Below are 19,378 nucleotides of genomic sequence, written 5' to 3'. Positions count from 1 at the left end.
ATTTTACATGCATCCAAACTCTTATCAATAAAACTGATAAGGATCCTGAAAATTATCAATTTTTATCTGCGTGCCAATCTCCCTATTCTGGACGTGAGCCATGCGATTACTCGCATGAATTTATATAGGAGAACACGCCATGAACATGAGTCTAAGGAGCAAACATGAATGCACCTAACTCTTTACACAAACCCTTAAATACCCCAGCAGAGATGATGGGAGAAGCGGAAAAATACGCACTAAACAAAACGGCTAAGTCCACGAGCACAACGATCTATCTTGCCATGATGGCGGGCGCTTTTATCGGGCTGGCTTTTCTTTTTTATATAACTGTCACGACAGGCAGTGAGGGTGCGGCTTGGGGGTTAAGCCGTCTTGCAGGCGGAATTGCTTTTAGCCTAGGTTTAATACTCATTGTATTGGGCGGAGGCGAACTGTTCACGAGTTCGGTGTTATCTGCCATTGCTTTAGCAAATAAGCAAATATCAACCGGTAAGATGCTCGCGACATGGGGCAAAGTGTACGTCGGCAACTTTATTGGTGCGATGTTTCTGCTTGGACTGGTTGCTGCTGCTGGGTTGTATCAGCTCGATCAAGGTCAATGGGGGCTCAATGCGCTTAATATTGCTCAGCACAAAGTCCACCATACACCTCTACAAGCATTTGCATTAGGGGTGCTCTGTAACCTATTGGTTTGTTTGGCAATCTGGCTCTCATTTTGTGCAACGAATGCCGCAACCAAGGCAGCCATGTTGGTTCTTCCTGTTGCCATGTTCGTGAGCAGCGGTTTTGAACACAGCGTAGCAAACATGTTTATGGTTCCACTGGGCATGACCATTAAGGCGTTCGCTTCACCGGAATTTTGGGCCCAAGTTGGCGTATCGCCGGAGCAGTACGCTGACTTGAATTGGGTTCAATTCATCACAGCAAATCTCATTCCTGTCACTCTAGGCAACATTGTTGGGGGGGCAGTACTTGTTGGGCTTACAAACTGGTCGATTTACACAAGACCGCAGCTAAAAGCAGCGCAAATTCGCACAATCACAACAGCACAAACAACGTCTTCACTAAAGGATTCCACTATGAACAGTAACGTAACAATAAAAGAGCTTATCACCCTTCCTTCTATTTCACTTCCTGCGGATATGCCCACAGTAGACGCGGTCGACGTCCTGCTAGATTCCGGTCTTCATGGCGCTGCGGTTACAGATAAAAATGAAAGGCTCGTAGGCTATTTTTCAATACACGATGTGTTGGTTGATTTATGGTGCCAAGATTACATCCCAACAAAAGATCAGAAAGTCGTCGATTTAATGACAAGAGACGTACTGGCATTAGATGCAAACGACTCACTTATCAATGTGGCAGAGTATGTGTGTATCGATAAAGACCAGCTGTATCCGACCACAAGTATGGGCATAGCGACGAGCCTAACCAGCCTATCGCTGGAAGAGCGTGCTAAAGCGATGACAGTAAACAAACCCAAATGCTACCCAGTGCTTGAAGGTGACAAGTTTATAGGCACCGTCACTCGAATGGACGTGATGAACGCGTTGAGAAGTATTTACGGAGAGCGTGAGACTAAACAAGAACCCCACTTAGAAATTGCATAAATCATGAGTGACAAAAAATAAAAAGAGACACATAAAACAACGCCCCCATTAGCCAGCAAGCTAGTGGGGGCGTAATCTTAATATGAAGCTCTGTATTTACTTACGAATGCCTTCAACATGAAGTTCAAGATCGACGTAGCTAGATGCGCCCATTACTGGGATATTGAAATCCTTGAGCTCTAAACGCGTCGTTCCAGAGAAACCTGCGCGGTAACCACCCCATGGGTCTGTACCTTCACCAATGAAATCAGCATCGATAGTGATTGCCTTTGTTACACCAAGAAGGGTAAGTTCGCCTTCAATCGCCATCTTGCCGTCGCCTTTATCTGTCACTTTGGTGCTTTTGAAAGACGCTTGAGAGAATTTACCAGCGTCGATAAAGTCGGAGCTGCGTATGTGTTTATCGCGCTCAGCATGGTTTGAATCCAAGCTTGTTGTATCAATCACAACGTTGACTTTCGATGCAGACACATTCTTTGCATCGTATGAAAAGTCACCGCTGAACGTATTGAAGCGTCCTTTTATAAAGCTGTAACCAAGGTGCGGAACTTTAAAGTTGACTGAGGCGTGTGCACCTTTCGTATCAATATTGTAGTCCGCTGCGCTCGCACCGAATGGTAAAGCCACGGCTAAAGCTAGTCCTGTGGCGAAAATCGATTTTTTCATTTTGAAACTCCTATCATTTTGCGTAGCGTGTCATCTTTGTCGATGAAGTGATGTTTAAGTGCAGCCGCAGCATGAATTGCCACTAATCCTATTAGGGCGAAAGCCGCGTAATAATGGATCGTTCCTGCAATGTCTGGTTGATTGGCAAATAATTCCCCCATCGAGGGCACAACAAACCAATCGAAAACTTCTATCCCACGGCCATCTGCCGTCGAAATTAAATAGCCTGATGTAAACAAAGTGAACAGCAATAAGTACATGGCAAAATGAGCCAACTTCGCCGCCAAAACTTCATATGCTTTGCCTTCAATTGGCGGATGGGCACTCACCCACTTCCAGACTAAGCGAAACAACGTCACAAAAGCCAAAATCAAACCAATTGATTTATGCCAGTATGGAGCCGTTTTGTACCACTCGCTATAGTAAGTTAAGTCAACCATCCATAAACCAACACCAAACAGTCCAAAGACTGAAAGTGCAGAAACCCAGTGAATGATTCTTGCCGTAAGCGAATGGTTCTTTGGATAGTTGTTCATTATGTTACTCATTGTTATTACTTACCCAACTATTGGGGTGTTGTTTACATTTTTGTTACCCAACCTCGGTTAGGTGCAACGAAGTATTTACCAAAAAGCCCTTAGCAAAAAGTAGTACAAACTGATTAACTCATTCGAAAAATTTGAACAATTTCAGGTGAACTCTTGGAAATGAAGTTGGTCAATACAAAATTTACAGTGTAAAAACAGGCAGCGATCTAATTTTAATGATGTTTTTCAATGCTATAAAGCTCATCATCAATATCGGCAAATTTTCGTTCAATGACCACTTTTGCGTCTGTTAGTGCTTGGTTGTAAATAGCGGGTCCTGCTTTAGTAACAAAAAAATCCAGTAAGAATTCAGCTTCAAATTGCCCTACTTCGGTATCCATTTCATTTAATAAATACTCTTGAAGCTCTTCTACTAGCTCGTTTTTCTTTCTTCTTTCAATCTCTATCTCTGACATCGTCGTATATATTCTCGTGGGTCGTAAAATGAAAGTTTTCTTACACTTTAAGGGTCTACATTAGGGTCTGTTGACCCTAAGTATACGCAACGAATTGTATCAACATCAGGAGTGCCTTATGCTAATTCGGATCGCAAAATCATGGCAGTTAAAAGATAATGACATCACGTCTGAAGCTGTCTACAACGATCGCCGTCAAGTTTTAAAAACATTGGGGATTCTTGCCGCCACCGCCCCTATAGCAGGGACTAGCAATGCTGGTATTTTTGACGTCTTTAAATCGAAAGAACCTGAAGCGGTGGTCGATCCGCGCAAAACTTTAGAGTCTGTACCCTCAAAATACACCAATCAAGCGCTTACCCTCACGCCTGAAGAAAAAATTCTGACTTACAATAACTTCTACGAATTTGGCACGGCAAAACACCAACCTGCAGAGAACGCAAAAGGCTTCAAAACAGACCCTTGGCAGATCGAAATCGCTGGTGAAGTGCATGAGCCATACACCATCGATTTTGCTGATATCTTAAATCAGTTTACGATCGAGGATCGGTATTATCGGTTCCGCTGTGTTGAAGCATGGTCGATGAACGTTCCTTGGCTTGGTTTTCCAGTCAGTAAGTTAATAGAAAAAGCCAAACCGAAGGGCAATGCAAAATACGTCGCTTTTCAAACGCTTTACGATCCAGAAAGAATGCCAGGTCAAAAATCCAGACGTATTGGAGGGGGTATCGACTACCCTTACGTTGAAGGTTTAACCCTTCAAGAAGCGATGCATCCGTTGGCGATTATGTCAGTAGGGCTGTATGGTAAAACGCTTGCGCCTCAAAATGGTGCGCCACTGCGTTTAATGGTGCCTTGGAAATACGGCTTTAAGAGCATTAAGTCTATCGTCAAGATCGTATTAACTGAACATCAGCCCCCGACGACCTGGAATCGGCTTGCAGCACATGAATACGGGTTTTATGCCAATGTAAACCCCCAAGTGGACCATCCTCGTTGGAGCCAAGCATCGGAAAGGTTTATTGGTGAAGGCTCCATTTTCAGTACCTCAAGGCAGAACACGCTTATGTTCAACGGTTACGAGGATGAGGTTGCCAAACTCTACACTGGTCTGGACTTAAACAGGAACTATTAATGGTATTGAGTAATACCCATATCGTTTTGATGAAAGCGACGATTCATAGTATCCAATGGTTTTCGCTTTTATGGCTATTCATGGCTGCGACCAATGGTTATCTAGGAGCGGAACCCGTTGATGAAATTATTCATTTTACTGGAAAAGCCGCCCTTAACTCCTTGATGGCGACCATGCTGATCACACCGTTTATGCGTTGGTTTAAAGCAGGTCAGCTGATAAGAACGCGCCGATTACTTGGTGTATTTGCCTTTATGTGGGCGGCATTACACCTTTTGGCGTATGTTTCGTTAGATTTGGGCTATCAATGGCTTTTGATACTCGATGAAATCATAAGCCGACCTTATTTAATTGTAGGGGCGCTCAGCTGGTTTATCCTTTTGCTTCTGACAGTTACATCAACGAAACAAGCGCAAAGAAAGTTAAAAAAAAGGTGGCAACCTTTGCATAATTGGGTTTATATCGCAGTCTTGCTTATACCGATCCATTATCTTTGGTCTGTAAAATCAGTAGGTGTCGAACCCGTTTTATATCTAACATCTTCATTTTTACTACTATTATTTAGAAAGGATAAAGTAAAACGTTGGTTAGTAAAGTAAGGAGTCTTTGAGTTCTCCTTGCACTAGGAGAGCTCTGTTTGTTAAAAGATTTAGTCATTCAAGGATTGATTGATTTTCAGGGTGACTGCCTGAAATTATGCGAAAGCCATTACCCAACCGTACATAATCGTGGCATGAGTGAACATCATCTCGGTTTAGCGTTTGCACGTAGAATGGCAAGTAAGTTCACAGAATATGATCACCCCAATTACTTCGAGTCCATAGAAAGCCTTCCCGTTCCCGATCAGCCTTTCCATTTCCGAGTGTCCTCTGATATTGGCACGGTTTGGGTACATAGCCACCACTTAATGAGTGCCAGCAAAAGTTGCCGTGAAAAAATGTTGAGAGACATAAGTCAATGGCAAGCTGAGTATGGGTATGCCATACAACCGAATGATCTATTGGTCGTGATTGCCGATCATTGGTTTACACGCAGCAAATGGAGTCGTGAGATCTTGAGTTGGTGGAATTCTGAACTTCCCAAAAACGCAGAGGAATACAAAGAACAAGGCGTCTTATTATGGAACTCAGAAAATTCAATTTATAACGAACTTGAGCATCGATTTTCTATCCATCCTTGTTATCTTAGCTATGCCCATCCTCTCCGAAAACCCAACAACAATGCCCCCATTCTAAAGTACATACATCTATACTCCATACTTGAATGGCATCGTTAAATGCCTCTTACAAATGATTGTGTATCTGGCTACCGGCTCACCTCCACTTGAGACTATGCCTGCATTTTAATGGGTTAGCTAACCTCTGTATCCCGAGTTCAGGTTAAAGAGAAGTTTAGGCTTATATTAAACGTGGTGGTAACCCAAAGAATTCTGTATTTAATATGCAAAAAATCCAGCTTACGCTGGATTTTTACAAGCTCGAAAATTTCTAAAAAGTAATCAAAAAGTGACTGAAATATTTCGAGATTATTTCTTTTCTGCCATCTCTCTCTTGACCATTACAGCAGCTGCAACGATGAAAGTGATGATAAGCGCTAGCTCCATCGGTGTCCCCTGAACATTGAATTACAAAATTGTTGCTGCATGCGTTAAGGTGATGTTTTTTAACATTCAAAAATAAGCAACGCGGGCATTTTAGCAGGTTATGAATTGAGCGGAAGTCCTTAACGAGATTTTTACGAAAAATGTGGATTCAGATCAAAAAAGGAGCGAAGTCGCTCCTTTTGTTACATTTACTACTCGGTATACCCTTCAGGGTTTTGTGACTGCCAACGCCACGTATCTTCGGTCATTAACTCTAATGAACGCTCTGCTTTCCAGCCAAGTTCATCAATGGCTTTCTTAGGATCAGCCCAACATTCTGCTATATCCCCAGGTCTGCGATCCACCAGTTTATAGGGAATCTCTTTACCGCAGGCTTTTTCAAATGCTTTGACCATATCCATCACACTGTAGCCGTTTCCTGTGCCTAAGTTATAGATATGTAGCCCATTTTTATTGCCTACAGTATTTAATGCAGCAAGGTGCCCGTCCGCCAGATCCATGACATGAATGTAGTCACGTACGCCGGTTCCGTCTTTTGTTGGGTAATCACTGCCAAAAACGGATAAAAACGCTCTACGCCCAACAGCAACTTGAGAAACAAAAGGCATTAAATTGTTAGGAATGCCTTGTGGATCTTCTCCTAGATCCCCCGTTGGATGAGAACCTACGGGATTGAAGTATCGTAATAGCGTAATACTCCAATCTGGATTCGCCTTTTGAAAATCGGTTAAACACTCTTCAACCATAAGCTTGCTCCGACCATATGGGTTGGTCGCGCTGGTTGGAAAATCTTCTGTAATCGGGACAGAAGCGGGATCGCCATAAACGGTAGCAGAGGAACTGAATACCAATGTTTTTACGTGAGCTTCGCGCATGGCTTCCACAAGCACTAGCGTTCCATGCACATTATTGTCGTAGTATTCTAAAGGTTTCTGAACCGATTCCCCCACCGCTTTAAGCCCCGCAAAATGAATGCATGCTTCAAGTTCATGGGCTTTCATGGTTTCGACCAACAATGCTTTGTCTCGTATATCACCTTCTACGAAAACAGGTCGAGTTCCTGATACCTTTTCAATCCGGTCTAATACGCTGGATTTACTGTTGTACAAGTTGTCTAGAATGACTGGTGTCATACCAGCTTCTATCATTTGAATGCAAGTGTGGCTGCCAATATAGCCCATGCCACCAGTAACAAGTACTTTCATCATTATTCCTAAATGGTGAGGTTGGTGTCATTCTACTTTTGATAAACTCAGATTAGTAGTCTCTTAAACAAAGTAACTGGATTTTATAGAAAAATCTTCCGCGTTTTTACACGATTATTCGCGATAATGATTTATAGGGTAATAAAATTGGAACATAGAGGAGTTCCAGTGCAAATCTAATGACTTCTCAATCCACTCAAACCCCATTACTCTTATATAAAAAAGGGAGAGATACAGAACATGACCAAGGAAAGGTTGAAACTGAACTGCGACATGGGTGAAAGCTTCGGTACATGGAAAATGGGTCTGGATGAAGAGGTCATGCCGTGGGTTGATATGGCCAATATCGCATGTGGGTTTCATGCCTCAGACCCAGACGTCATGTCCAATACCCTAAAGATCGCAAAAATCCATTCGGTAAAAATTGGGGCCCATCCAGGTTATAACGACCTTGTCGGATTCGGAAGACGTTCCATTCCAATGACACAAGACCAAATAGTACACTCTGTGGTGTACCAAGTTGGTGCTTTAACGGCACTCGCATCATTGAACGATGTGCATCTGGATTACATTAAACCTCATGGCGCGCTGTATAACGATATGATGCAAAATGAAGACGTTTTTGTCGGTGTGTTGGCTGCGGCCGAAAATTTCTCACTCCCTGTTATGATATTGGCTGCCGCTGACAATTCACGTTATCTTGATCTGGCTGATCGATTCAATGTCCCACTCTTGTTTGAAGCCTTTGCAGATAGAGCGTATCAAGATAATGGGCTCCTAGTCCCAAGAAGCCAGCCCAATGCAGTTCATCACAAAGAAGACGACATTTTCCACCAAGTGATGCAGCTCGCCAAGTATGGAAGCATTACCAGTGAAAACGGTAATGTGATTCCAATTGAAGCGGATACGGTGTGCGTTCATGGCGATAATCCGGAATCTGTTGCTATGGTTCAACGTATCGCTCAAGGTTTGCGGTCCCTGTAAGATTGGTAATTTGAATACCGTTATGGGAGAAGCAAGGTCCATCCACAATGAATGAACCGTGCAGACAGGTAAGAATATAGGCTAGAGTCCCAGTGGGTTGATGACTACCGCATCCCCTTCCTTCAACCCTTTTCTCACTTCTGTACCTTGCCCAAGCTGAACTAATTGCGTCTTTAATTTTCCTTCTTTGTACACCTTTACGTAATCAAGCTGACCAACTTGATAAAGGGCACTTTCTGGAACACTTAGCACACGCGTATAGTGGCTAAGGACAGAAACCTTGCCATAGACACCTGGGTATATTAATGGGGTATTTGATAAAGAAAGTTTCACCACGAAACTCCGAGAAGCGTTATCTGCAGAGGGCGAAATTTCGACCACACTGGCTTTACCGGATAAATCTGATGTTGGGAGCGTAAATTTTAAATCCGCTCCAAGCTTTATTCGATTAATCAAGGATTCGGATACATTCACCTTGAGTTGCAATGATTGAGGATTGTACAGCGTCATCAGAGATGCCCCAACTATCGCGGTATCACCGACCCCAATGGACTTAGTAGTAATAACGCCGTCAAAAGGTGCTCGAATCACACTATAATCAAAGGTCGTTTTTGCCTCCTCCATTACCGCTTGCCTTTGCTTAAACGACGCTCTGGCTGATTCCAATTGCGATTCAATACGGTCAAATTCTGACTGAGGAAGTAGCCTTTTTTTAACCAACTCGCTCACTCGATTATACTCTTTGGACGCCGCGTTTAATGACGCTTTAGCTGAAGACAAGCTTTGTTCCGCCTGCTTAACTCTTGCGTCCAAATCGTCATTTTCAAGGCGCATCAAAATAGCACCTTTCGTGACACTGTCACCCACATCAGCGATGATTTCAACGACTTTTGCGGTGACTCGGGCAGAGAGCTGCGCTTGCTGATCCGCGATAACCGTTCCCGAGAATTCGCGGAATTGTGGCTGGTTTGTGTATTCGACAATAAGGGTGCTGATGTCTGAAGTATTGACTTGCGCTATCGGTTTACTCACCACTTTTTCAGTGAATCCACCAGCCATATAGATAAATAAAACAGTGAGTATCGCAAACAGACCTGTTCCGACTAGAAGTTTTAACGATTTCATATCTCTTCCCCGTTTTTGACTGGCAAACCATGCCCTTCAACATTTGAATACGCTAGGTGATAAACCACTGGAATAACCAGTAATGTAAAAACGGTTGAAGCCGTTATCCCAAATATGACAGCCCAAGCCAGACCGTTAAAAATAGGATCCAGTGTAATCACAATGTTACCGAGCAACGTTGTACCGGCGGTAAGCAGTATTGGTCGAAGCCTAACGGCTCCAGATTCAATTAAAGAGGATTTGAGCGCTTTACCCTGAGCTAAGGATTGCTGAATGAATTCGATAAGAACAAGCGAGTTCCGTACGACAATACCCGCTAGCGCGATCATGCCGATCATTGCCGTTGCCGTAAATAAAGCGGGATCGGGGTAACCTTTAATATCAGCGCTCATAACGTTGAGGAACCAAAAACCGGGCATAATACCAATCACCGTCAGAGGGATTGCCAGCATGATGATCCCAGAAACAGCAGGCAGCCCAGTTTGAATAAGCATTACAATAAAAACACCCAACAAAGCCGCTCCGTAAGCAATGCCCAAATCACGAAATACGTCAACGGTGATTTTCCATTCGCCTTCACCACTCCATACCACCTTAATCCCTTCGCTTACGGACCAACCCTGATGCCCTCCATTCGACAAGTAATGCCTTTCAGACAATGCTCGCGATTCACCTGATGGCTCTTTACCTTCATCGGAAATGACATCGGCAATAATTTCTCCAGGCACTCTTCCCGCGGCTTCTGCGTATACATACACAACCGGTCTGAGATTCTTATGGTAGATTGGCTGATCTTTCTCTCTTTTCTCAAAATACCCCAATTCTGAAAGTTGAACGAGTGGCTGAGGCGAATCTTCTAGGCTTCCGTTAATGTTGTGCTTACTGATTCCACCTTGACCACGGACATAAAGCGAGAGCAGGTTATTAAGGCTATCTCGTTGCGATTCAGGCAATCGAACAATCACGGGAAGGGGTTCAATTTCACGTTCCATTTTTAGGTTAGCCAACAAAGCCCCTTGATTCGCGGCAACGAGGGTTTGGTTGATATCCCTTACGGATATTCCAGAAAGCGTGGCTTTTTCCCTATCGACGACAAATTGCCAGATCTCTGTTTTATCTTGAATACTGGTATCCACTTCGGAAACAAATGGTTCTTGCTTCAAGCGAGCCGCCACTTTTTGAGCTTCGTCTTGTAACCGTTCGTAGGAAGTCGTTTCTTCACCATAAATTTCCGCCGTAAGCGTTGCGATAACGGGCGGACCAGGAGGGACTTCAACCAGCTGAATCGATGCACCAAATTGAGTGGCAATGGCTTCAATATCGGCTCGGACTCGCGTAACGATTTGGTGCGACTGAAAGTTGCGTTCTTCCTTGTCCACTAGAACAATTCTCAGTTCTCCCTGATATGGCATATCTCGCATAAAATAGTGCCTAACCATGCCATTGAAATCCATAGGAGACGCTAACCCCGCGAACCCAGAAACCGATTTAACCTCTGGCTGCTGAATGAAATAGTCTGAAAACTCGCGTAGGGCATTTGACGTGCTCACAAAACTCGTTGATTCCGGCATGTTCACTATCAATTGGAATTCATTTTTGTTGTCGTATGGTAGGAGCTTTAATGGAACAAGCCGCAAAGCAGGTAATAATGCCGCTCCGATAAACAGTGCCGCAACGAAACCTAGAAATATCCAACTGCGCTTTTTAGACGAGATTATCGGTGACAGTAACGTATTGTATCCACGATATAGCAGAGTCGATTCTAATTGATACGTTCCTTTTGCTTCTGCTGTTCTTAGAATTTTCCTGGCTAACCAAGGCGTAATCATAAAGGCGACTATGGTGCTAAATATAACGGAGACCGGTACATTAAAAGCAAGCGGTGCCATGTAGGGTCCCATCATTCCTGTAATGAAGAACATGGGGGTAAACACAATGACAATGGCCACTGTCGACATAAGAAGCGCTGAACGTATTTCCCCCATCGCTAATACGATTGCTTGTGTACGCGTAAGATCTTTGCGTCGCAGGTATCTTTCAATGTTATCTATACTGGCTATAGGATCATCAACAATAAGCCCGAGCGCTAAAATTAATGCAAACAGAGTGACTCGGTTAATGGAATAACCAAACGCAAGGTCCATCCCTAACGCAGCACCATAACTGATCGGTATTGCTATCCCGACGACGAGTGCACTTCGCCAATTTAAAAATAGCCCAACAAACACAACAACAGTCACAATTGAGATACCTAGGCTTGATACTAAATTGCCGACTTTGTCATTTGCGGTTCCACCATAGTTTCTAATGATGTCAAGTTGGACTTCTTTTGGAAATTGAGTCGATTGGAGTAAATTCAGCTCTTCAATCACTTTGTTCGCCACTCTAACGGCATTAGAACCGTTTTGCTTAGCGACAGAAATGAACACCGCAGGGTAGAAAGCCTCATCCGCCGTTCCATATTGAATCCACGTATCGGTCGTGGACTCTTCTGGTCCATCACTGATCAGAGCCACATCCCTCAAATAGACGGGCTTTCCGTCAATAACGTTAACGATCAGGCTGCCAAGCTCTTCGGCGCTACTAAAAAATCGTCCTGACTCAAGATAGTAAACCTCACCAAGTTGGTGGAACGTCCCCGCACTTTGCTTGGCGTGGCTCAAGCGAAAAGCACGTTGCAAGTCGTCAATCGTGGTTTTCCGGCTAGCCATCGCGGACGCGTCTAACTTCACTTCCACGACTCTCGACTGCCCCCCCGTAACTTTAACAATATTGGTATCATCGAGAGACTTAAGCCTTTGCGTTGCCTGCATGGCAATGCGCTTTAGTTCAAAGGTTCCAAGCTGCTCGGGGTCGGTTGAGTACAAAGCAGCAACCACTATCGGAACATCGTCAATCTCGACAGGTTTCACTGCCCAATTCTTGACTGAGGGAGGGATAAGATCTTGGTTTGAATAGATTTTGTTATACAGCTTTACTAACGCATTTTCCCGGTTCTCGCCAACATAATAACGAACAACCACTTGTGCTTTGTTTTCCATGGATGTGGAGTAAACGTATTCCACCCCATCTATTTGGCCCAATAGCTTTTCTAAAGGTTCAGTGACTTGCTTTTCAACCTGTTTTGCACTTAATCCTGGTGCATCAATCAACACGTCTGCCATTGGGACAACGATTTGTGGGTCTTCCTCTTTTGGCGTGAGCCACAGAGCCACTCCGCCCATAATCAGTGCGAAGGTGATGAGTATCGGAGGGAAATAACTGTTCATGACAGAGTAAACAAACCCTCTATTTGTTGCAGACCTCATTATTCGCTCCTTTTCTATGTACGTCATGCACCCCGCGCTACGTGCGTACATTTTCAGTTAAAGTAAGAAAACTTAGATAAATCGAAAAATGGTTTACGAACAGAAAATGTCGTGCAAGTGATAAATCAATCTTTCTATCCGTTTATCAGCGAGTGAATAGAAAACTTGCTGAGACTCCTTCCTGACACTCACCAGATTGTTTTTTCTCAAAACCGTAAGGTGTTGTGAAAAGGCAGACTGACTGAGTGTCGATCCACTCTGAAGTTGCCCTGCTCCTACTTCACCATCAACAAGCTGACAAAGTACCAGAAGGCGTTCTGGATGCGACAGGACTCTAAGAATGTCAGCGACTTCTATTGAGCTTGTTTTCATTTCTTGAAGACTCATCGACACCTCTCACTTCAACATAATCTAATTTAGATTTTACTAATAAATAAGGATTAGTCAAGATAAGGAAACCCTTAATTAGCTATTAACGTAATACGTTTTGCATAGACGACCATTTTGTTTAGAAAATCACTCAATAGTAAGTTCTTTAAATCAGTAGCCATCAGAAAAGCGATCACTTTCAAAAATGCAGAAGTGGGATGGAGATCGATGAAGAATAGATATAACAATCAATAGCCTAAAAATATCGTAATCATGCCCCTATTTCACCCCCTTAGGTAACGATAAATTTTGAGCCAAATATATACAAAACAGCACTTTACAAGCGTTATCGCTCCGCTTACTTTTTAGCAATGCGCTTTATTCAATTTGCTTACACTATTTATCACCCATTGTGGTTACCCCTTGAGTTGTACGAGCGAGTTGGTTAAGTTCGATGATGAGTCGTTTAAAGGAATAGATAATGAACAAAGTTTGGGTGACCGGAGATGCGGTAGTCGATTTGATTCCGGATACGGATAGCACGTACTTAAAATGCCCTGGCGGCGCTCCTGCTAACGTAGCAGTAGCGATTGCACGATTAGGGGGGCACAGTGCGTTTTTTGGACGAGTTGGCGACGACCCTTTTGGTCGCTTTCTAAAGCAAACGCTATCGAAAGAAAACGTAGATAATCGCTTGATAAAAATGGACGAAGACCAGCGTACGTCTACGGTTGTCGTCGAACTGGACGATTCAGGAGAAAGAACCTTTACATTTATGGTTCGCCCGAGTGCCGATCAATATACGCAACCCGAAGATATACCAAACTTTCAGTCCGGCGAGTGGCTCCACATATGTTCCATCGCGCTTGCCAATGAGCCTGCAAGAACAACCACTTTGCTTGCGATGCAACGTATCAAAGAAGCGGGTGGCTACATCAGTTTTGACCCCAACCTGCGCCACGAAGTCTGGGCAAACCAAGAAGACATTGTTCCAACGGTCATGAAAGCAATCGAACTCGCCGATGTTGTAAAGTTTTCGGATGACGAATTGTTTTATTTAACAAACACCCATTCTATCAATGAAGGCCTGTCGAGTTTAGAACACCTCAACTTACCATTGATTCTCGTTACTCAAGGAGCAAAAGGTGCCTTGATCGTCCATGAAAAGGCTCAAACCCTAATAACAGGGAAAGTCGTGTCACCGGTGGATACAACAGGCGCAGGAGATGCTTTTGTTGGTGGTCTGCTCACCTACCTAGCGCAGAGCCAAGATTGGAATAAGATCGACAATGTCATTCAAGCTGTAAACTGGGCAAACGGATGCGGAGCACTCGCCACAACACAGAAGGGAGCAATGACCGCGTTACCGACTATCGAAGCGTTGAGTGCGTTTATTAACGGATCACGAGTTCAAGTGCTGGGTTAACGTATCATTGAAGAGGCTAAGAATGTTAACCGAAAGGTAAACATTTAGAAAAAGAGCCACTCAAATGGCTCTTTTTACCTCTCTGATTACTAAACTATTTATGGCGCGACTTACAATGCTCTATCGCACTTTCCAATAGCTCAAGTGCGGTCTTATTCGCTACGGGTAACTCGGCTTCTGATGGATTCAAAGGTGTGACCCTGTCACCCCATTTTATGTGTCCCGCCGCCCACGTAAGACCGGCTCCGAAAGCCGCCGTAAGAATATCACTCCCTGGCTTCACCCTACCTTCTTCAACCGCCTCACATAATGCAATGGGCACGGTTGCAGCCGATGTATTGCCGTATTTATGAATATTAATAAAAGCTTTATTCCGATCAATTTCAGCGTGGTCACAAAGAGTTTGGATTATTCGTACGTTCGCCTGATGCGGTACCACGAGATCGATATCATCCGTGCTCAAATTAGAACGGCTCAATACGGTTTGTGCAGCGGCTCCCATTCCCCTTACAGCCCGTTTGAATATTTCCTTTCCAACGAATTCAAAACTCCAGTAGCCGTTATCCGCAGCAAAGCGATCCATTGCTGTCCCATATTTGGGCACCGATAAGATATTTCGACCTTCGGCATCACAACCTAATTGTGCTTGCTGCAAGCCAACAGGCTTTGAGGTTTTGCTTAACACGACCGCACCCGCTCCATCACCAAATAAAACGGCCGTATCACGCTGAGTCCAATCTAAATAAAACGTTAGGCGCTCCGCACCGATAACGAGTGCATGTTGGTAATTGCCCGCCTGAATCAAGCGCGTTGCCGTTTCTAGCCCATAGACGAAGCCCGTACAAGCAGCATTCATATCGAAAGAGGCACAACTTTTTATGCCTAAATTTGATTGCACCTTTGAAGCAATATTTGGGATTAAGGTATCTGGCGAGCAGGTCGCGACGATCAAACAATCGATATCCTCTGCGTCTAGCCCCGCACACGCAAGCGCTCTCTGCGCTGCAACAGTGGCAAGATCGGAGGTGTTCACGTGGCTAATTCGACGTTCTTCAATGCCTGTTCTTGTTTTTATCCACTCGTCCGAGGTTTCTAAAAATGTACTTAAGTCGTGGTTAGAAAGCTTGGCTGGCGGCAAACACTTACCCCAGCCTGTAATTTCTGCAAAACTCGATTGCATATTATTTCACCTGTCGTTTTATTTTTATGGTTACGACCCAAGTCAGTTTGAAACATGGATTTTTCATGTTGGGCATACGTTTCAAGCATATACCCAAACGCCCCTAAGATGCTAGGTTCAGCAAGTATTGATTGGATTTCACATCGACGACCGAGATCAGTGGCAGAGTTTGATTAGAGTGCTCTATTAACGCATTAGAAAGAACATGGTGGATAAAAAAGACCCGCTAAATAAGCGGGTCAAACCTTGTGGAGCAAGGGTGTCAGATAACCAATCACTGTAGACGGGAGATTCGCCCACCGTAAATCTGGTTTACAAACTTTTCAGTTTGTTTGACATGTGCGCGTATAATTGGGTTTTAGGGGGAACCTAAATCGTGCGCAACGGTGAATTGATGAAAGCCCTACACTTTCACCAACACAGCGGGTTGCGTAGCAACCAACTCTTCGTTTTCTTGTTTGCATTCGTTTAAATCGATAAGCCAACAAGCGTTTATAGCACCAACATTTTCAATCCCTTCAAGTTGTGCAACGAGCAATGCATCCATGCCAAGTGCACGCGCACGTTTGGATAAGAGCCCCTTAATTCTTTCATTGAGGTCGCTTTGGTTTTGCTCTGAAGCCTCAAAAAACACAGGAACAACACCACGCAGAATGGATAGCTTTTTCAATAAAGCCCGATTATCCGACAAAGCCCATACGATGGAGTTCGTCATACATCGAGACATGAGTAATGGCGTTTGACCATCCTTGGTTAAAATAACGACACCAAGCGCTTGGTTAGTATTGGATGCGGAGATCATCGACGAGATGGCGAAACTCTTATTGGGGTCGATCTTAGCCTGACCAGTTGAAGTGGTGTTTGTGCCGTTTTGTGTTTGATTAACACGTTTACACAGGTGCTCCAATTCGTCCCAGTGGCTATGAGGTTCGTAAGGATCTTGTTCTGCTCCTGATGCGATCCTAACCATGGATCTAACCGCTTCGATTGGGTATTTCCCAGCGGCAGATTCCGCAGAAAGCATAACGGCGTCGGTGCCATCGATAACTGCGTTTGCCACATCTAACACTTCAGCGCGTGTTGGTATCGGGTTTTCTATCATCGATTCCATCATTTGAGTGGCCGTAATGACTGGCTTGCCCGCCAATTTCGCTCGCTTAATCAAACGTTTTTGAACGTTGGGTAATCTCGCGTCACCAATTTCGACCCCCAAGTCCCCTCTGGCCACCATAATGATGTCTGACGCAGCAATGACGTCATCCATGTTTTCATCACTTTCAACAATTTCCGCTCGCTCTACCTTGGCCACAATTTGCGCATGACAACCCGCTTGTTGAACTAACTTGCGTGCGTAGTGAATGTCTTGACCATTGCGTGGAAACGAAACCGCAATGAAGTCGGCATTAAGGCGGGCAGCAGTATGGATATCTTGTTTGTCCTTTTCAGTAAGCGCTGGCGCAGACAAACCGCCTCCTAGGAGGTTGATCCCTTTCCTATTAGAGAGCTTCCCTTGGTTTAGTACTGTTGTTTTCGCCCACTGACCATCGCTATCTATGGCGGTGACTTCGAGTTGAACACGCCCATCATCGAGCAGCAAAACATGGCCAACGTTCAGGTCTTTAATCAGCTCTGGGTAATCCAGCCCAACCCTTTCACGATTGCCTTTGTCCGCTGGATGTTGTGCATCGAGGAAGAACGTCTGCCCTTTTTCTAAGTCGACACTTTGGTCTTCAAAACTGGATATGCGAATCTTGGGTCCTTGAAGGTCCACCAAAACCCCGACATTTAACTGTTGTTCACAGGCAATTTCTCTTACGAGTTCCGCTGTTTGAATGTGTTGCTGGGCAGTACCATGAGAAAAGTTCAGCCTAACGACGCTGACCCCAGCTCTGAATAGCTCTGTGATGACTTCTCGGCTTTGGCTTGCTGGTCCTAACGTTGCGACGATTTTCGTTTTGCACATGTTTAAGATCCTGTAATTAAGTAGTTTAAATCTATGTATACCCAAGCAGCCTTATAATTGGCGATGTGTTCTACTAGGACACTTGGGTATAGATAAATGGGCGCAAGTAAGAGGGGCTGAAATATCAATCAGCCCCAATTTGTGTTAGTCGATATCCGTCACTTTTTTCGCATTCCAAACCGTTAATGCAAGAACCAGCGATACAACACTAGCCGCTAGCCAGAAATACTGGGCTTGGCTAAAGTCGTAAGTTTTGACACCATTCACTTCTTCGATCTTGATTAGAGAAGCCGATATCAACTCCTGAGCTGACGCCGCAATATAGGAGAACAAGCCGATGAATCCTTTTACTGCACCCACTGCGTTTTTAGGCATTAGGTCGCAAGCTGTCAGACCAGCAAGGAATACCACCAAGCCACCAATCGCGAAGCCAATCATGCCAAGTGCAACAGCGTCAACCATGCGGTTATCTGGGCCAAAGAACATCAAACACATGCCTGCAATGTTTGCGATTCCGTAAAGTAGAGTTGGAATGTGGCGGTTAGCGTTAAAGAATTTGTCTGACACGATTCCCGACAGGATCGCACCGACTAAACCTGCGATTGGGTAGGTAGACATTGCAAAACCAGCGTCAATCAACGAATAACCTTTGCTTTCTTGAAGGTATAACACCGCCCAAGAAGACATCGCATAACGAGAGATGTACATCGCTGCACAGGCCGCCGCAATTAACCATACTGTCGGTTGTTTTAGGATAAACAGCTGAGCTTTACGCGTTTCTTTTGGATCGTTCGCTTTTTTAATTTCAGGTTCTTCATCGAATGCTGAAGCAGCATCGGGTAAACCATAAGTTTGAGGACGATCTTTTAGAGCAAAGAACATACAAAGTGCCGCGGCAATTGCAGCAATACCCGCGCCTATAAAGCCAGCTCTCCAACCTAAGTAGCTGACTAACGTTGCAGTAAGGATCCACGTTATGCCTTCACCAATGTTGCGCGATCCACCCCAAATGGAATAGCGACTACCCCGTTGTTTAGGTGAAAACCATTGGAAAAGAGAAACACATGATGGTGCTGACCCAACGGACTGGAACCAACCATTTAAGCCCCATAAAAGCACGAAGAAAAACGCTGTTGTGTTCAACCCCATTACGATGGCGGTTAGCCCCGAAAGGAGGAGTGAAAACGACATAAATCGGCCAATATTGGCGTAATCAGAAAGGAAGCCGTTTGAAAATTTGCCTATTGCATACGTAAAGAAGAAGGCTGAACCCATAATGCCCAATTCTTCGATAGACACGATACCCGCATCGAGCATCGGTTTCTTTACGACCCCAAGAGACATTCGAACCACGTAAAAAACCGCGTATCCGAACACCAATCCTAGGAAAACTTGCCACTGATACCGCTTAAAGCGTGATTGCATTTCCTCTTTAGAACCATCCGACAAAGGAAGGTCTGGTCGAGTTTTAAAAATGTTAAGCATACTGTGCTCCGTTCAATGTGAATTGTCTTTATCAGACAATGATCTGTTAACGGGGCAATCATCATGAAATTTTCGTCTTGGCTCAAAATGACGAATTTGAGGCACTTTTGACACATTTCATGATCTGTCGCGAGTCAAAATTGGGTATTTTGAGTAATGAAAGTCATTTTTTGCTGATAAAATTCTCATAACATCGCGTCAATTCTGACTCAAAGTCCGAGTACGGTAATTTTCGTCAACATTCTTATTTTTGATTAGACGCACATATTGGGTGGGTTTTGTGAGGTACCTCAATTGAAAAAACGGTCTTTGA

The 19,378-nt window shown here is 44.2% G+C and carries 16 protein-coding genes; 6 read left to right on the top strand and 10 right to left on the bottom strand.

The window, feature by feature from the left end; genetic code table 11:
* The first annotated feature begins 164 nt into the window (after positions 1 to 164).
* Positions 165 to 1,613 carry a formate transporter FocA gene (gene focA, locus HC752_RS19010; RefSeq protein ID WP_190336777.1) on the top strand — a complete coding sequence of 483 codons (1,449 nt, stop codon included), beginning with the start codon at positions 165 to 167 and terminating at the stop codon, positions 1,611 to 1,613.
* A gap of 96 nt (positions 1,614 to 1,709) precedes the next feature.
* Here the strand turns inward: focA and HC752_RS19005 are convergent, their stop codons facing one another.
* The 3 genes from HC752_RS19005 to HC752_RS18995 form a co-directional block, all read right to left on the bottom strand.
* A complete protein-coding gene (locus HC752_RS19005) occupies positions 1,710 to 2,279 on the bottom strand; it encodes a YceI family protein (RefSeq protein WP_190336776.1) in 570 nt (189 codons plus the stop codon).
* Positions 2,276 to 2,815, bottom strand: coding sequence for a cytochrome b (locus tag HC752_RS19000; protein WP_190336775.1), 540 nt, complete (start codon positions 2,813 to 2,815; stop codon positions 2,276 to 2,278). Before HC752_RS19000 ends, HC752_RS19005 begins: the two co-directional genes overlap by 4 nt.
* 224 nt (positions 2,816 to 3,039) lie before the next feature.
* Complete coding sequence (locus HC752_RS18995) at positions 3,040 to 3,282, bottom strand: DUF2164 domain-containing protein (RefSeq protein WP_190336772.1); 243 nt, start codon at positions 3,280 to 3,282, stop codon at positions 3,040 to 3,042.
* 118 nt (positions 3,283 to 3,400) lie between these two features.
* Between HC752_RS18995 and msrP the strand changes: the two genes are divergently transcribed.
* The 3 genes from msrP to HC752_RS18980 are packed head-to-tail and all read left to right on the top strand — an operon-like array spanning position 3,401 to position 5,693.
* The gene (gene msrP / locus HC752_RS18990) at positions 3,401 to 4,417 is read left to right on the top strand and encodes a protein-methionine-sulfoxide reductase catalytic subunit MsrP (protein WP_190336771.1); all 1,017 of its coding nucleotides are present in this window, start codon (positions 3,401 to 3,403) and stop codon (positions 4,415 to 4,417) included.
* Positions 4,417 to 5,016 carry a protein-methionine-sulfoxide reductase heme-binding subunit MsrQ gene (locus tag HC752_RS18985; RefSeq protein WP_190336769.1) on the top strand — a complete coding sequence of 200 codons (600 nt, stop codon included), beginning with the start codon at positions 4,417 to 4,419 and terminating at the stop codon, positions 5,014 to 5,016. Before msrP ends, HC752_RS18985 begins: the two co-directional genes overlap by 1 nt.
* A gap of 38 nt (positions 5,017 to 5,054) precedes the next feature.
* A complete protein-coding gene (locus tag HC752_RS18980) occupies positions 5,055 to 5,693 on the top strand; it encodes a hypothetical protein (protein WP_190336767.1) in 639 nt (212 codons plus the stop codon).
* A gap of 518 nt (positions 5,694 to 6,211) precedes the next feature.
* On the opposite strand, the gene galE is transcribed toward HC752_RS18980, so the two are convergent.
* Complete coding sequence (gene galE / locus HC752_RS18975) at positions 6,212 to 7,225, bottom strand: UDP-glucose 4-epimerase GalE (protein ID WP_190336819.1); 1,014 nt, start codon at positions 7,223 to 7,225, stop codon at positions 6,212 to 6,214.
* Between the two features lie 240 nt (positions 7,226 to 7,465).
* On the opposite strand from galE, the gene HC752_RS18970 reads away from it, so the two are divergent.
* Positions 7,466 to 8,209, top strand: coding sequence for a 5-oxoprolinase subunit PxpA (locus tag HC752_RS18970; protein ID WP_190336765.1), 744 nt, complete (start codon positions 7,466 to 7,468; stop codon positions 8,207 to 8,209).
* Positions 8,210 to 8,290: 81 nt separating this feature from the next.
* Here HC752_RS18970 and HC752_RS18965 read toward each other — a convergent pair whose 3' ends face one another.
* The 3 genes from HC752_RS18965 to HC752_RS18955 all read right to left on the bottom strand — a co-directional run bounded on the left by HC752_RS18965 (position 8,291) and on the right by HC752_RS18955 (position 13,029).
* Positions 8,291 to 9,334, bottom strand: coding sequence for an efflux RND transporter periplasmic adaptor subunit (locus tag HC752_RS18965; RefSeq protein ID WP_190336763.1), 1,044 nt, complete (start codon positions 9,332 to 9,334; stop codon positions 8,291 to 8,293).
* On the bottom strand, positions 9,331 to 12,642 hold the full coding sequence (locus HC752_RS18960) for an efflux RND transporter permease subunit (protein ID WP_238930566.1): 3,312 nt from the start codon (positions 12,640 to 12,642) through the stop codon (positions 9,331 to 9,333). The genes HC752_RS18965 and HC752_RS18960 overlap by 4 nt, the downstream gene beginning before the upstream one ends.
* Positions 12,643 to 12,735: 93 nt before the next feature.
* The gene (locus HC752_RS18955) at positions 12,736 to 13,029 is read right to left on the bottom strand and encodes an ArsR/SmtB family transcription factor (protein WP_190336761.1); all 294 of its coding nucleotides are present in this window, start codon (positions 13,027 to 13,029) and stop codon (positions 12,736 to 12,738) included.
* 463 nt (positions 13,030 to 13,492) lie between these two features.
* Between HC752_RS18955 and HC752_RS18950 the strand changes: the two genes are divergently transcribed.
* Complete coding sequence (locus HC752_RS18950; RefSeq protein WP_190336759.1) at positions 13,493 to 14,437, top strand: aminoimidazole riboside kinase; 945 nt, start codon at positions 13,493 to 13,495, stop codon at positions 14,435 to 14,437.
* A gap of 94 nt (positions 14,438 to 14,531) precedes the next feature.
* On the opposite strand, the gene HC752_RS18945 is transcribed toward HC752_RS18950, so the two are convergent.
* The 3 genes from HC752_RS18945 to HC752_RS18935 form a co-directional block, all read right to left on the bottom strand.
* Positions 14,532 to 15,617 carry a ketoacyl-ACP synthase III gene (locus tag HC752_RS18945; RefSeq protein ID WP_190336757.1) on the bottom strand — a complete coding sequence of 362 codons (1,086 nt, stop codon included), beginning with the start codon at positions 15,615 to 15,617 and terminating at the stop codon, positions 14,532 to 14,534.
* Between the two features lie 403 nt (positions 15,618 to 16,020).
* Entirely contained in the window at positions 16,021 to 17,580 is a 1,560-nt protein-coding gene (gene pyk / locus HC752_RS18940; protein WP_190336756.1) for a pyruvate kinase, read from the bottom strand.
* Positions 17,581 to 17,724: 144 nt separating this feature from the next.
* Complete coding sequence (locus HC752_RS18935) at positions 17,725 to 19,065, bottom strand: MFS transporter (RefSeq protein WP_190336754.1); 1,341 nt, start codon at positions 19,063 to 19,065, stop codon at positions 17,725 to 17,727.
* Between the last annotated feature and the right edge of the window lie 313 nt (positions 19,066 to 19,378).

The organism is Vibrio sp. S9_S30 (genome assembly GCF_014694455.1).
GTDB lineage: Bacteria > Pseudomonadota > Gammaproteobacteria > Enterobacterales > Vibrionaceae > Vibrio.
This window is presented reverse-complemented; position numbering and strand designations above follow the sequence as displayed.

What these genes read in the sequence shown, in the direction of transcription:
- HC752_RS19005 (WP_190336776.1), bottom strand. Translation starts at nt 2,279, where the DNA reads ATGAAAAAATCGATTTTCGCCACAGGACTAGCTTTAGCCGTGGCTTTA.
- pyk (WP_190336756.1), bottom strand. Translation starts at nt 17,580, where the DNA reads ATGTGCAAAACGAAAATCGTCGCAACGTTAGGACCAGCAAGCCAAAGC.
- msrP (WP_190336771.1), top strand. Translation starts at nt 3,401, where the DNA reads ATGCTAATTCGGATCGCAAAATCATGGCAGTTAAAAGATAATGACATC.
- HC752_RS18950 (WP_190336759.1), top strand. Translation starts at nt 13,493, where the DNA reads ATGAACAAAGTTTGGGTGACCGGAGATGCGGTAGTCGATTTGATTCCG.
- focA (WP_190336777.1), top strand. Translation starts at nt 165, where the DNA reads ATGAATGCACCTAACTCTTTACACAAACCCTTAAATACCCCAGCAGAG.
- HC752_RS18995 (WP_190336772.1), bottom strand. Translation starts at nt 3,282, where the DNA reads ATGTCAGAGATAGAGATTGAAAGAAGAAAGAAAAACGAGCTAGTAGAA.
- HC752_RS18985 (WP_190336769.1), top strand. Translation starts at nt 4,417, where the DNA reads ATGGTATTGAGTAATACCCATATCGTTTTGATGAAAGCGACGATTCAT.
- HC752_RS18955 (WP_190336761.1), bottom strand. Translation starts at nt 13,029, where the DNA reads ATGAGTCTTCAAGAAATGAAAACAAGCTCAATAGAAGTCGCTGACATT.
- HC752_RS18960 (WP_238930566.1), bottom strand. Translation starts at nt 12,642, where the DNA reads ATGAGGTCTGCAACAAATAGAGGGTTTGTTTACTCTGTCATGAACAGT.
- HC752_RS18965 (WP_190336763.1), bottom strand. Translation starts at nt 9,334, where the DNA reads ATGAAATCGTTAAAACTTCTAGTCGGAACAGGTCTGTTTGCGATACTC.
- HC752_RS18970 (WP_190336765.1), top strand. Translation starts at nt 7,466, where the DNA reads ATGACCAAGGAAAGGTTGAAACTGAACTGCGACATGGGTGAAAGCTTC.
- HC752_RS19000 (WP_190336775.1), bottom strand. Translation starts at nt 2,815, where the DNA reads ATGAACAACTATCCAAAGAACCATTCGCTTACGGCAAGAATCATTCAC.
- galE (WP_190336819.1), bottom strand. Translation starts at nt 7,225, where the DNA reads ATGAAAGTACTTGTTACTGGTGGCATGGGCTATATTGGCAGCCACACT.
- HC752_RS18935 (WP_190336754.1), bottom strand. Translation starts at nt 19,065, where the DNA reads ATGCTTAACATTTTTAAAACTCGACCAGACCTTCCTTTGTCGGATGGT.
- HC752_RS18945 (WP_190336757.1), bottom strand. Translation starts at nt 15,617, where the DNA reads ATGCAATCGAGTTTTGCAGAAATTACAGGCTGGGGTAAGTGTTTGCCG.